The organism is Anditalea andensis (assembly GCF_000714815.1).
GTDB lineage: Bacteria > Bacteroidota > Bacteroidia > Cytophagales > Cyclobacteriaceae > Anditalea > Anditalea andensis.
The window spans coordinates 19,930-33,892 of the sequence record NZ_JMIH01000018.1; the positions used below are offsets into that span (position 1 = coordinate 19,930).

The following is a 13,963-nucleotide window of genomic DNA, read 5'->3' on the forward strand; positions in this document are numbered from 1 at the left end:
TAAAAATATATAAGTTTAAAATTTAAAAAAACCAATTTCATAAGCACTGAACGTAGATATTCGCCATTTGAAGAATTCAGATCATTAAAATGTAATATTAGATATTGAATAATCCCTTTCAGCAAATGTACTTACCAGGCTAAAAAAAAAACACCCCGCAATAAAGGTAACAAAAAAACATATTGTGATAAACCACAATTATTTATATATTGATCACAAATTCACGTCAATGAGAGAATTTATTTTTCCATTTATACTTTTGACAGTTGTTATCTTTTCTTTTCCCTGTAAGATAGCCATAGCTCAGGATGTCCTTTCTATTACAGACCGTCCAAAGTATCCGGTTAGAAGTTTTCTCCAAGTTTATGAAGCTAAATCTTCCGAAGGTATAGCAGAAATCTTCCATAAATATGAAACGGGGCAATTTAGAAACCTCAACACAACAAGAACATTCAATATAGGAGCTACCTCCAGTATCTGGTGGTTTGCGCTTCCCCTCAAAAATCTACAGGAAACCCATAACCATGTAATCTTCATCCTAGCCACTCAAAATGCCTACCTTATAACCCTATATAACGAAGTGGAGGGAAATTTATCTGCTACTGATTATACAGGGTATTCCATACCTCTTTCAGAAAAAAAACTAAACACAAGGCTTTTTTCTTTTGAACTCTTACTGGAGCCGAAGGAAGAAAAAGTCTATTTTGTAAGCGTGGATACAAAGGGGGGAAATCTTTACTTACCATTTTATATGGATGCACCTCATCATTATTGGGCTTACGAAACAAAAAGGGCTACGCATTATGGCATTTTTAGCGGAATATTTATCCTAGCTTTAATGATATCTTTTGTACTGTGGTTTAAAACCAGAGAGCCTATATATGGATACTATGCCGCTTATATCGTTCTGAGCTTCTTTTTGATACTTGAGGAAGATGGATATGCATTTTGGTGGATATATGGGGACCATGTTCCACTTTTATCGATGATCCTAACGACTTTTAGCGGTACTCTTGGAATGGTATTCATGCTACAGATAATGTTGGCATTTCACGGATTTTCGCGGAAAAACTATATCATATATACATTTGCAAGGGTTTCTCAGGTCATCCTTCTCATTTTGGCTTTAGCAAACCTGCTTTATCTACTGGTCCCTTATCCCAATGAAATGAGGAGTATTGTCTACAATATCAGCTTCATCGGTATTATAATAGGTTCCTTTACAGCGCTGGGGGGTAGTATTTTTAAATTGCTCCAAGGCTTTAAACCAGCAAAACTTTACCTGCTGGCCATAAGTGTAATGATACCAGGGCTGCTCAATTATAGTTTAAATACATTGGGTATCACCAATTTTAATATGCTATACCCCAATGGGATAGTAGTGGGCATTACACTGGAAATTATCATTTTGATTTTTGCACTGGCCTATCGGTACCAGGATATCAAAAAAGAAAAGGACACTTTATTAGAAACCTTGAACCAGGAAAGAAAGGCGGCAGCTGACCAGATTCTGCAAACATTGGAAAATGAACGGGAAAGGTTAGCCAAAGACCTACATGATGATCTGGGAGGTCTCTTGGCACTTATCAAAATGCAACTGAGTCATTTAACCCAAATATCCCCTCCGCCTCCTTTGCTGACAGACACACTTTCGCTAGCCAGCAAAGCCTGCAATGACCTAAGAGCCATCTCCCATGACCTCATAGTAGAAAGTCAGGAATCCCGTGATTTACCTGCTATGATCAATGAAATCATCCGCTTCTATGAAGATAACCATTCCCTGAAATTTTATACTTATTATAAAGATATACCTGAACTGGAACTCAATGTCAAAATCACCATTTTCAGAATGATTAAAGAACTGATGCTGAATGTAATCAAGCATGCCGAGGCAACAGTATGTAATATTCAGCTGATTTATGATAAAAACATACTGAGAATCATGGTAGAGGACAATGGTGTAGGTTTTGATAAATCGCAAACCGCCCACCCGTCAAATGAAGGCATCGGGCTGAGCAATATTAAATCAAGAGTAGATTTCCTTCAAGCAGCAATGCACATAGAAAGTAACTTCACGGGTACTACCTTTATTTTTGAAATACCTTTTTCCATCAATGTCAGCCCATCGGTTTTAAAATGAACCTCAATACCATTCATATAGCCATAGTAGATGATCATGAACTTTTTAGCTTGGGCATGAAAGCGCTTATTGCTGGGTTTATCCCCCCACAGCACATATCAGTAATGCATGATGGTAAGGAGTTGATTAAAGCTATTGCATCTGGAACCCCTATGGACCTAGTATTATTGGACCTCCAAATGCCGGATATAGACGGGAAAGCAGTCATTCGCCACCTGCAAAACACTGGCAGCGTTATAAAAGTCATCGTGATCTCTATGCATAATGACAGGTATGTCATCGAGGAATGTAAAGAAATGGGAGCTGATGGCTATATAAAAAAAGACTCCACTACCATGATCTTAGAAGAAGGAATAACACAGGTACTCGAGGGCAAAAAATACTTCCCTGCTTTATCCTGCAAACCTGATGATTCTCCAGTTTCAGATATTATAAAAACATACGGACTGACAAAAAGAGAAATCGAGATCATCAAAATGGTCAAAAACAATTACAGTTCCCATAGAATAGCCGATATCCTGCACATCAGCTACCAGACCGTAAAAACACACCGTAAAAATATTAACCAAAAACTGAACATTACCAATGTGGTTGCTTTAATAGAATTTGCACATAAATATAAACTGTAAATCTAAAAATCCTGCCTGTATGCTACTTCTTCAATAGGCTAATGGTATGAAATTGATTAAAATCTATTACCTCATAACCTTGATTGATTTATATCTACCTATACAGTTTTTTGATTTGTCTTTTCTCCAACAAGTAAGCTGGCAGGCATGAAGTTCATTATCTATCCTAACACCAAACTTTTAGGATTACCGGCTAATTATTAGAAGTTTCCACTATTTCTAAGGCTTTTATGGCTTTTTCCCAACCTCTTTGATAACTGCTCGCTACTCCTATAAAATTCTGAAAGTCAAATTTCCACATCATTATATTCATATTCTGTAAATCATTAAAATTATGGTCTGTCCAGACTGCCATCAGACTGGTGTTCATCACATGATTGCCACATTACCTGATGGCTATAGGGCAGATCTATAGGGAGACCTTCATCATCCTACTTTTCATCTGTTTATATGTTATTTTTTAAAGGTCATATGTTGTCCCGTACCGGCTGTCGGGATAGCCTGTCCCGAATTTATTCGGGAGAATCTCGCAGGATATATAATCACCCCAGTATGTGAGCTTTTGCTCATGCTCGATTTCATAGCATTATATATGTATTTTATCTTCCCACTTTGTAAAACTATAAATAAAATTGTTTGCATGCTTCTTAAGAAATATTAATTGGAGTTAATAAATCCAAAACAGGAAACTTTACCCATTACGTATTTCTGTAAGTAAATGTCTTATCAAAATTATAATTAAAACATCACTTACTCATAAATAATGCATTTTCAGTATAATCATTTCACGTGGTCATGAACTTTCATTTACCTAAGGTGGGTAGTCAAAATCAGGGCATTCTACTCTATAAAGCCTATATGTTATCTTGCTTGGTATCATTTGGTATTTTGGCGTTTAGGGCATCTACTAACTTTAATAATGTATGCTGGAAAATTCTTATTTCTTCTGCTGTCATAGTACTGCCGGAAATGTCCCCTAAAATCTTGTCTGGAATAGACACTGCCTTCTCTTTAAGTATCTCCCCCTTTGGATATAAACTCACCACCACACTCCTTTCATCTAAACTGGAGCGTTTTCTCGAAAGAAGTCCTTTTTGTTCTAAACGCTTCAGTAAAGGAGTCAAAGTATTAGACTCTAACAAAAGTCGTTCTCCTATCCTATTTACAGTCTGATGATCCTCTTTCCATAATACCATCATCACCAAATATTGAGGGTAAGTTAGATCCAGTTCTTTTAGATACGGGCCATAAACTTTGGTAGTCAGACGAGAGGCTGCGTATAAAGGAAAGCAAATTTGATTCTCTAAATATAGTTTTTTAAAATGCTGGTTCATATCACTTAGAAATTTGGACCGACTGTATTATTATTCAGTTAATTTCGACTTTCGGGTAAGTAGATGCGTTAGTGCTCCCGTAGACCACAGCGCCCACAGAATCAATACAGGTTGAAAGAACAGCCTGATAAGTCTTTTATTATCGGTGTCCAGACCAAAACCGTCTATGGAATTGGTATATTGGGAAATGTTACCAGGAAATATAAGTATATAAAAAATGGCAAGCACAATTCCTACTTTTACCCTATATAGGTATAAAAATATCAAAGATAGCCCCAAAATAATTTCCACTATTCCCGAAGCTACTACCACCAAGTCCTGAAATCCAGGGTCACTTGGAAGCCATCGAGGCACCTGTGCCTGAAACTCTTCCCGCTGAAAAGTCAAATGGCCCAGACCTGCCAAAGTCATAAAGCTTCCCAATACTATCCTTGCTGTTTTTTGAATCCAGGTCCTTCCCATCATTAAATCGCTTATGTTTATATCGTGTACGATTTAATATGGGAAAAGTTTGATGATTTCCCTAAAATTAAAGTTTATAGATATAATATTACCATTAGGCCAAGCTAGCCTTAAGGCTCCCGAGTCCTGCTCTCCCCATTGAACTTGGTGATTTTTATATTTTGGCAATTTTCGGGTATCGTCAATGTACGGGTAGACTGGGAAAGGTATCCTGATCCATAAGGTGTTTCAAGGGTCTTTGTCATTCCGTTTTTTAGAAAAAAGGAGATCCTAAAATCATCTTTTTCTAATGGCAGGAAATTTTTAACTGCCTTTTCTCCTACTTCCTTAAATATCTGTAGCGGGCCTTGATGTGATTGTACAGCTAATAAGGTCTGACCCTTTACAGTGGAAAGGCCAGCCAAACTTCTTCCTTCTCCTGATACCAAAAAACCGCTATCTGTGACTTTTATCGTTTCATTAGTTCTACCGTCCATGACGGTTCCCAGTGAAGCATCATATCTTCCTGAAACTGTTTCATTTCCGTAAAAATTGCCAACAGTAAAGACAAGGTCACTATATTGATCCATATAAATACCATAAATTGGGGAAAATTGGGCTTCCATGGGCAAGGGTTTAATCTGAAAATTTCCTGAATCATCCATTTTCATAGCTACACTGGAAAACTCATGAACCCTTAATTCAAGGGCATTTCTTTTTTCCTCCTCAGTAAAAAAACTGTTAAAGTTTATTTTGGCAAATTCATTGTATTTGAGAAACCTGTTTCTCCAGGATGGGACCTGGCTGACCAGCATATTCCTACTGGCCACCGGATACATTCCATCCACCAGGTGGCCAAACATCACAGGATCTATACTCCCATTGCCATCAAAGTCATCGGCCAGCATGATAAGCGGATGCTCTTCATCTGCCTGCCACCGGATATTTTTTCCAAAATTTCCCAGAATATATTCCGGTTTCCCATCTTGATCTATACCCACTGAATATATACTGTTCCACCAGCCTTCAGATAATTTAGGTCCTATCTGATCGGATACATCTTTGAAAGTTGTTTTGCCATTTATGCGTCCCTGTTTGAAAAACGTAATAGGCATCCACTCTCCTACCACTATTAAATCCACTAAACCATCCTGATCAAAATCAGTCCATATAGCACCAGTTACCATTCCTATATTTTCTAAGTCTGGAATATATTGCCTGCTTACCTCTTCATATTTACCGTTGCGGTATTTTAATAAAGCCGATGAAAGGGGCTTGGGATATTCTCCAGGCATTATCCTGCCTCCTACAAACAATTCTATATTTCCATCCCCATCGATATCTGCTCCGGTAACAACGGAGCCACTGAAATTCGTCTCCGGTAGCCCTTCTTCTAAAAGACTGAAGTTCCCCTTGCCGTCATTGACATATAAGCGGTCCTGATAGTGAGGGGATCCCTGTGCATATCTGCTCCCACCACTGACCACATATAGGTCCAAATCCCCATCATGGTCAATATCCACTAAAAGGCAGCCCATATCATCTGCATTATCATCAACGAATAGCTCCTTCTTGATAAAAAGTCCATCTTGAGTCTGTAAAAATAAAGTTCTTGGAAAGCCAGCTGATCCTCCAACGAACAAGTCATCCAGTCCGTCTCCATTGACATCTCCTACCGCCATGCCCGGACCATTTTCTGAATGCTTATGAGGCAATAATACCTGTCTATTAAAATCTTTATAGGATCTATGTTGATGGGAATGTTGGATTCCCAGAGACTCAGCAATTTCAGCAAAAATTGGAGACATAGCTGTTTCCTCATTATAATCTGACTCTATAGCATTAACATAGTCCACAGTGATTGGACGGTTGGGCTCAATACCTGTCAGTTCCTGCTGTCTGCCATCCGGCCAGGTTACTTTTAAAAATAACTCAGCCGTATTGGGTCCCAGACCAAAATGAGCTGTAGGCTCTACGAAAGATTTATAACCTCGGGTAGGGTAATGTTCATAAAACTGTGTTTGGGTTTTCCCGTCCAGTTCAGATGTAAGTTCCAGTACTGCACCCAGGCCCATTGTATTGGTTTTTGGTCCTTTGATTTTTACTTTCAGATAGGAGTTCCCTTCAGGCTCCATTTCCATCAGCCTGTTTTTATAGAGAAATGCTTCTTCATTGAGGTTGTTTATGACCAGATCCAAATCTCCATCATTGTCCAGGTCGCTATATACAGCTCCATTAGATATGGAAGCATGCACAAAGCCCCAATCTATACTTTGATCTGAAAAGGTAAGGTCTTTATTGTTTTCATAAATATAGTTGGGTAACCTTACCTCTTTTAAAGCAGATAATCCTTTCAAGAGCAGTGCCCTTCGCTCTTCAACAGTGGTAAATGGGCCGAGGCTTTGTGTGAAATTAATATGATCCAGATCGGTAACGTCCTTCCCATACCCATTACTAATAAAGAGATCCCGGTATCCATCATTATTGAAATCTGCCAACAAGGGAGCCCAGCTCCAATCGGTTTGGGCCACTCCTGATAGGAATCCAATTTCGCTGAATCTGCCATTCCCCCTATTCAGCTGCAGGGAGTTTCTGACATATTGTGGTTCATAGCCCCTATCCAGATTACTCATATACAGGTCATAATTTTCAGTCGGCGAAAACATGGTTTTCTGTCTCAGGTTATCAGGAGGGAACATGTCCAGCGTGACTATATCGACCAAACCATCATTATTGAAATCCGCCACATCCACACCCATGGCATTAAAGCTCTGATGCCGGATCATCTGGTCGATTTGATTGGTAAAAGTACCGTCTTGGTTGTTGATGTAAAGTACATCATTGGTGATAAAATCATTGGCCACATAGATGTCAGGATAGCCATCTCTGTTAAAATCACTGATAGCCAGCCCCAGGCCATATCCCTCAATTAGAATTCCTGCTTCATGGGTGACTTGAGTAAATGTCCCGTCCCCATTGTTTCTATACAGCTTGTCATTACTTTTTCCTTTTCCGGTCACTTCTTTTTGTCTCGATGTATTGCGCTGGAAGGCTTCCAGTGCATTTGAGAGGATATAAAGATCCAAAAAACCGTCCCGATCAAAATCAAAAAATGCTGCCTGGGTATTAAAGCCACGATCATCTATACCATATGCCGCTGCCATTTCCTTAAATACGGGGATTCCTTCAGAATTGATTCCTTGATTGACAAAAAGTAAATTGGGATCCGGGAAATTATCATCTTGATTGGAAACACTCACATAGATGTCCAGAAGGCCATCATGATTGATGTCAATTAATGTAACACCTTCTGCCCAGCTGTTTGTTTCTATATTGGCTATTGGGCTGATATCGGTAAACTTTAAATCACCATTGTTGATGAATAATCTACATGAAACCATATTACCGACAAAAAAAATATCAGGTAATCCGTCGTTATTAAAATCCCCAATGGCTAAGCCACCCCCATTGTAGATATAATCAAAGTTTAAAATATTAAAATCTTCATTGATATCCAGCTGGTTATTAAAATTTAAGCCGGTTTGCATGTAAGGCAACAGTTCAAATAGTTTGGTCTCCTCTCTTGGATCTGAACAACTAATAAAAATTGTCGTAAAAAATAAAATAGTCAACAGCCTATCTACACATTTAATCGACTTCGGTAAGGGCAAATGTTGGAAGCTAATACACTTCATAAATACTATTTTTTCTATTATGGGTTTATTTTGATATTACTAAAATTTATTGATCAATAAAGCGTTTATCCCTATTACTTACCAAAGGTTTATAATAAAGTATATTATTACTTCGAATCAATCTAGTCAAAAGAAAGAGGCCATCCAACATATGAACAGCCTCTCACTTAAAAAATTATAATTATTGTATTAACTTGATTTAGAGATAAATCAAGAAATTAATAACCGGGATTTTGATCCGCATTTGTCAAAGCTGCGTTATTGTCTATTTCAGAAAATGGCAAAGGCATCAGATCATGGTGGGTCCTGTAATTAACTATCGGTTCACTTGCCAAAAATCCTAATCTTCTCCATCTACGGATATCCCTGTTTCTTACCTGCTCTCCTGCCAATTCCACCCTTCTCTCATGTTGGATAGCTATTCTCATCTGCTGTTGAGTGCCAACTGGATATTGCGCTGTGGGGTAAGGAGGCATGGCCACATCTGGCCTTTCTCTGGTGGCATTTAAATAAGGTAAAGCTCCTGCAGTATTGCCCATTTCATTTTCTACTTCGGCCATCATCAACAATACATCTGCATAACGGATCACCCTAAAATTGATACCCGACTGCATATTCTCATCACTCTGCTTATAGATCATGGTATATTTCCTCCAGCTTGGTCTTTCCGTGTCATCAATGGAAACCACATTTTGGCCATTGTTATAGGTGTCCCCTACTCTATAGAAATTGTATGAAAACCTAGGATCATCTTTAGCGGCACCTGTGGCCACTCTTTCAAAGGCATTAACTAAAGAAGTGTTGGGTATAAGGTTTCTCCAAGCCACCGGGCTATATTCCTGACCGCGCAATGTCGTAAAAGACATACCTGAACCATCTCCGTCCCATACATTGGCATCTCCATGTTCCCTTGTCATTTGGACTTCAAATAAGGATTCCATATTGTTCTCATTCTCCTCTTGGAAGTTGTCAAGATACCGGTTTACCAGATTATATTGACCTGAACTGATAATTTCTTCCAGTAGTGGTCTAGCGGCTGCAAAATCCCCTCTAAACATGTGCACCCTTGCCAACATGGCCAGAGCAGCTGATCGGGTAGCTCTACCTCTATCGGCACTGCCATATTCATTTTTTTCGGGTAGTCTATTGGCCGCTTCTGTAAGATCACTGATCATAAGCTGAAAAGTTTCTTCTTCAGATGATCTCGGTACTGCACTATTAACAGATGTTGCCATTTCTGTCATGATAGGTACACCTCCCCACATAGAGCCCAATTCATAATATGCCCAACCACGGAGAAAATAAGCTTCTCCTATTAATCTGCTTCTCAACGCTTCAGTAATCTCTTCAGTAGCATTATCGGCATAGTTGATTACGATATTTGCTCTATGGATTACCCTGTACCATCCTCTCCAATTGGATACGATAACGGGGTTGGAAGGATCAAGGGCCCCCTGGACAATCTGGTTTCGATGGGCTTCTAACTGTCCCCCACCTGACTGTACATCATCAGACAGCATATCATGAAAGAAAAAGTATTCCCTTATATAAAGATCTAAACCCTGCAAAGCAGAATAGATGGCATTTACCCCTGCTTCTAATTGGGGACCTGAAACGAAAAAGGTTTCCACTGAAAGCTGATTTGGGTTTATGGGTTCCAGTTTTTCTTCATCACAGGAAACCATCCCAATCAGCAGTAATGTAGCTGTAAATATTATTTTGGATTTCATTGTATATATACTTTATGCTTTTTTGATTGGATTAGAAAGTCACTTGAATGCCGCCAATAAATGTTCTGGCAGCCGGATATTGACCGAAGTCTATTCCCAGTCCCAATGTAGTATCTATGTCCTGACCAGCCGCTATTTCAGGATCATATCCGGTATAGTTAGTAAATGTGAGTAGATTCTGTCCGGATACGTATATTCTTACATTAGAGATAGATCCATTGCTAGCCCTTTGTAACACATTGGTGGGTAATGTATACCCAATGCTCATATTTTTTAATCTTAGATAAGAACCATCTTCTATCCATCTGGAACTTGCACGGGCATTTCTATTAGGATCACCATTTATCGCTCTAGGTACTTCTGTATTGGTATTTCCAGGAGTCCAACGATCCAATACCACATCACTGGCATTAAACAATCTGGTCATCCCTTCAGTATGGAATCTCAACAGATTAAATATTTCATTTCCCTGAACCCCTTGCCAAAACATAGATAAGTCAAAATTTCTATAATTGGCAGACAAGTTTAAACCATAAGTGAAATCAGGTAGATAATGCCCAAGATAAGTTCTGTCAGAAGCATTGATAACACCATCCCCATTAACATCAGTAAAACGAAGGTCTCCTGCTGCTGTATGGGTAGTAGGATCATAACCCTCACGGATACCATCATCATTAAGTTCAGGTAAATTCTGAACTGGGGCTGTCAGGGCTTCTTCATTACTCTGGAAAATGCCTTCTACATTCCAACCATAGAAATATCCGATCGGACGTCCAGCCTGGGTAAATGTCAAAGGATCACCCTGAAATTCAGGACCGAATATGGTATTTCCTGTACCTAGAGAAAGCAGCTCATTTTTTACCAAACCTATGTTACCATCAATGGCAAATTGAAAATCTCCGGTATATTTCCTATAACCTAAAGCTAATTCTACCCCTCTGTTCGAAACAGTTCCTACATTGGCTACCGGTGCTCCGTCATATCCCAAAGATGGGGGAACAGGAACTCCTAGTATCATGCCTTCGGTACGGTTGTCAAACCATTCAAAAGAGAGATTAAAATTATCGTTAAACAAGCCCAAATCGAATCCTATATTCTTCATGATGGTGGTTTCCCATCTTAAATCTGTATTAGCCAAAGTAGATATAGTACTTCCTGGTTCTAAGCTACCGCTGAAAGGATAGAAAAAATTGCTGTTTATAGTAGCCTGATACACGTAATTTCCTATTTGGTCATTTCCGGTTTCTCCATAACTGGCCCTTAATTTCAGATCACTGATAGCTGTAACTGATTGCAGGAATGGCTCCTCACTGATTCTCCATCCGGCAGATACCGAAGGGAATGTTCCCCACTTATTATTTGGGCCAAATCGCGATCCTCCATCTCTTCTTACAGAAGCGCTGAATAAGTACTTTTGATTATAGTCATAATTAACACGAGCCAAATAGGAAATCAGTGCGTATTCCACCCTTGAACTGTTGGAAGTTTGGTTTTGAACCCCCTGCAGTTCCCTGATTTCATTGGTAAGAAAATTCTGGCCACCACCAGCTAACGTAGTGCTTAAGAATGTCTGCTGTTCTACTACACCCAACACATCAAAATTATGATTATTTATAGATTTGCTATAAGAAAGCTGATTAGAGATAAGCGGTGAGAAGAAGTTGAACCTATTTTGGTTAATCACAGCAAACGGCTGTATGTGAAAGTCTCCTGACCTGTATCTAGGTGTGTACTCGTTAGTAGTACCCATTGCTAGATCAGTACCTACCAAAAATCTGTATCGTAAGCCTTCAAGAATGTCCACATTCAAATATGCTGTTCCCAAAATTTTGTATTCCTGGGTATTATTTGTCCTTAAGGTTACTTGTTGTACCGGGTTTTCAGGATCAGAACCATCCACATTGTCAGGTGTCCTGAATCCACCCAATCTGCTCTCATCTCTCACAGGTAGATAGGGTATACTTTTGACCATATGTTCCATCTGTGTTCTACCGCCGGTCATAGGCTCATTATTTCTATTGGAATAACCTATGGTTAAGGTTTGACCTACAGTCACCCTGTTGCTGATCTTAATTTCTGTATTACTTCTGAATGAAAACCTTTCAAAATCTGTCCCCAGCATGATCCCTTCCTGTCCAAAATAACCTGCTGAAATGTTATATATGACATTTTCTGAACCTCCGGAAACGCCTACATTATGGTCCTGTATTATAGCTGACCTAAACATTTCATTTTGCCAGTCAGTTTCTACATTGGCAAGTTCACCCAAATTACCAAATCGTTGTGGGGGTGAACTCCCCGCATTGGTCAGCAGGTCCCTTCCGAAATCCAAATATTGGTCCCTTCTCAACAAATCCAATTGTCTCCATGCACTCTGCGTTCCTACATAAGAATCAACTGTCACTACAGGTTTGCCAACCCTACCTTTTTTGGTAGTGACTAATATCACCCCATTAGCAGCCCTTGATCCATATATTGCAGCTGCGGAGGCATCTTTTAATACTTCAATAGACTCAATATCAGCAGGGTTTATAAGGTTAAGACCACCGGCAGGCACGCCATCTATGACATATAATGGATCGTTGTTTCCTACAGTACCTACGCCCCTTATCCTGACCACAGGATTACCGCCTGGACTACCAGGATTGGTAACCTGCACACCAGCAGCCCTTCCCTGAATGGCAGAAGCCAAGTTAGGTACCGGAAGCTCCCGGATAGTTTCAGAAGATATAGAAGTAATCGCACTGGTTACCGTAGCTCTTTCCTGGGTACCATAGCCTACTACCACCACCTCTGATAGTGAAGATAAATCTGGATTGAGTGAGACATTGAGCGAAGTAGAATTGCCTACTGTAACCTCACGTGGGCTATACCCAATAAAGGAAAATTGTAACACAGCATTAGATGACGGTACAGTAAGGGTAAAATTACCATCGAGGTCTGTCGCAGTACCGGTGGAAGTGCCTTTAACACGGATGTTCACCCCGGGAAGTGTTTCTTTGGTATCGGTATCTATGACGGTGCCTGATACTGTAAAGGGTTGATTGTTTGCCTGAGCCATTACGCTTAGAGGAAGCAATAACTGCCATAAAATGAGTAGAAACATCATACAGGAATAAAATTTCCATGTGTTTCTTAATTTTGGGTAAATTGTTTTAAACATACAGTTTTATTTATTATTAAATATACATAGGTTAATTAGTTTAGATTTTATAATACAGAGCGATAAAATGTAGACTGTTATCAAGCTATAAAAAATAGCTACATCAACACACCTTCGTTTTTAGAAATTATTTTACTGTGAAACTCCCAAAAATAACGTCTATAGCCTTTCATGTAAAATATTAGATGTTTAAATTCCTCGTCTAACTTAGATAAAATAAATATGGTAGACAAGAGTGAAATCAGGTGTTTTCACCTCATTTTGGTAGTTTATTGCACTTAAATATCCTAATAATTTCTGTCCAAAAACTGTAAAAAACAATGAATATAGCCAAAAAAGGGTGTTTTTTATTTTAACTTAAAGTTACCTGTATTTTTTCTTATTGCGTTTAGATGAAATGTGAAAAATGCGCTGTTTTGGTCTTTAAATTTAAATTTCCATCACTTAAATAAAACTACTGCCCAACCTTTCATAGAAATTTAATTAAATGTATTACCTTCAGTATAATTTCGAATGCACAACTTATTTTTATAATGTATTATTGTAATATAGTGGTGTTACCAGGGAGTTTTATACTGCTAAAATTCCAATGATTTAATGGTGGTTATCAAGCAATGATAACCACTATTACTAACTATTTTATAAAACCTCTTAACAATTTTTCTCAGCAAATAATACCTAAAGATATATTTTACATTACAATAAGGAAAACATCAGTTGTGGTATAGGTAATAAAAAAAGAACTGAAGCGAAATAAGGTATCTCATCGAAAGGATGATTATCTAAATAGCTCAATATAGTTCACAATAGATATAAATATATTTACAATTG

General features: G+C 38.6%; 8 protein-coding genes. 2 read left to right on the forward strand and 6 right to left on the reverse strand.

Features of this window, described 5'->3' with window-relative positions; genetic code table 11:
* The first annotated feature begins 229 nt into the window (after positions 1-229).
* Both EL17_RS10570 and EL17_RS10575 read left to right on the forward strand, forming a co-directional pair.
* Complete coding sequence (locus tag EL17_RS10570) at positions 230-2,140, forward strand: sensor histidine kinase (RefSeq protein WP_035073660.1); 1,911 nt, start codon at positions 230-232, stop codon at positions 2,138-2,140.
* Positions 2,137-2,769, forward strand: coding sequence for a response regulator (locus EL17_RS10575; RefSeq protein ID WP_035073663.1), 633 nt, complete (start codon positions 2,137-2,139; stop codon positions 2,767-2,769). The genes EL17_RS10570 and EL17_RS10575 overlap by 4 nt, the downstream gene beginning before the upstream one ends.
* Positions 2,770-2,962: 193 nt before the next feature.
* On the opposite strand, the gene EL17_RS23490 is transcribed toward EL17_RS10575, so the two are convergent.
* The 6 genes from EL17_RS23490 to EL17_RS10605 form a co-directional block, all read right to left on the reverse strand.
* Positions 2,963-3,139 (reverse strand): hypothetical protein, encoded by a 177-nt coding sequence (locus tag EL17_RS23490; protein WP_164675054.1) that lies wholly within the window; start codon positions 3,137-3,139, stop codon positions 2,963-2,965.
* A 484-nt stretch (positions 3,140-3,623) separates the two neighbouring features.
* The gene (locus EL17_RS10585; protein ID WP_035073668.1) at positions 3,624-4,103 is read right to left on the reverse strand and encodes a MarR family winged helix-turn-helix transcriptional regulator; all 480 of its coding nucleotides are present in this window, start codon (positions 4,101-4,103) and stop codon (positions 3,624-3,626) included.
* A gap of 30 nt (positions 4,104-4,133) precedes the next feature.
* Positions 4,134-4,568: a DoxX family protein gene (locus EL17_RS10590; protein ID WP_394332161.1), complete on the reverse strand. Its 435-nt coding sequence runs from the start codon at positions 4,566-4,568 to the stop codon at positions 4,134-4,136.
* Between the two features lie 107 nt (positions 4,569-4,675).
* Positions 4,676-8,092 (reverse strand): VCBS repeat-containing protein, encoded by a 3,417-nt coding sequence (locus EL17_RS10595; protein ID WP_051719946.1) that lies wholly within the window; start codon positions 8,090-8,092, stop codon positions 4,676-4,678.
* Positions 8,093-8,457: 365 nt separating this feature from the next.
* Positions 8,458-9,969 (reverse strand): RagB/SusD family nutrient uptake outer membrane protein, encoded by a 1,512-nt coding sequence (locus EL17_RS10600; RefSeq protein WP_035073678.1) that lies wholly within the window; start codon positions 9,967-9,969, stop codon positions 8,458-8,460.
* A gap of 31 nt (positions 9,970-10,000) precedes the next feature.
* Positions 10,001-13,132, reverse strand: coding sequence for a SusC/RagA family TonB-linked outer membrane protein (locus EL17_RS10605; RefSeq protein ID WP_240485974.1), 3,132 nt, complete (start codon positions 13,130-13,132; stop codon positions 10,001-10,003).
* Positions 13,133-13,963: the final 831 nt, after the last annotated feature.

Coding starts and splice junctions, on each gene's coding strand:
- EL17_RS10575 (WP_035073663.1), top strand. CDS start 2,137: ATGAACCTCAATACCATTCATATAGCCATAGTAGATGATCATGAACTT.
- EL17_RS10605 (WP_240485974.1), bottom strand. CDS start 13,132: ATGTTTAAAACAATTTACCCAAAATTAAGAAACACATGGAAATTTTAT.
- EL17_RS10590 (WP_394332161.1), bottom strand. CDS start 4,568: ATGATGGGAAGGACCTGGATTCAAAAAACAGCAAGGATAGTATTGGGA.
- EL17_RS10595 (WP_051719946.1), bottom strand. CDS start 8,092: ATGCAAACCGGCTTAAATTTTAATAACCAGCTGGATATCAATGAAGAT.
- EL17_RS10570 (WP_035073660.1), top strand. CDS start 230: ATGAGAGAATTTATTTTTCCATTTATACTTTTGACAGTTGTTATCTTT.
- EL17_RS23490 (WP_164675054.1), bottom strand. CDS start 3,139: ATGAACACCAGTCTGATGGCAGTCTGGACAGACCATAATTTTAATGAT.
- EL17_RS10585 (WP_035073668.1), bottom strand. CDS start 4,103: ATGAACCAGCATTTTAAAAAACTATATTTAGAGAATCAAATTTGCTTT.
- EL17_RS10600 (WP_035073678.1), bottom strand. CDS start 9,969: ATGAAATCCAAAATAATATTTACAGCTACATTACTGCTGATTGGGATG.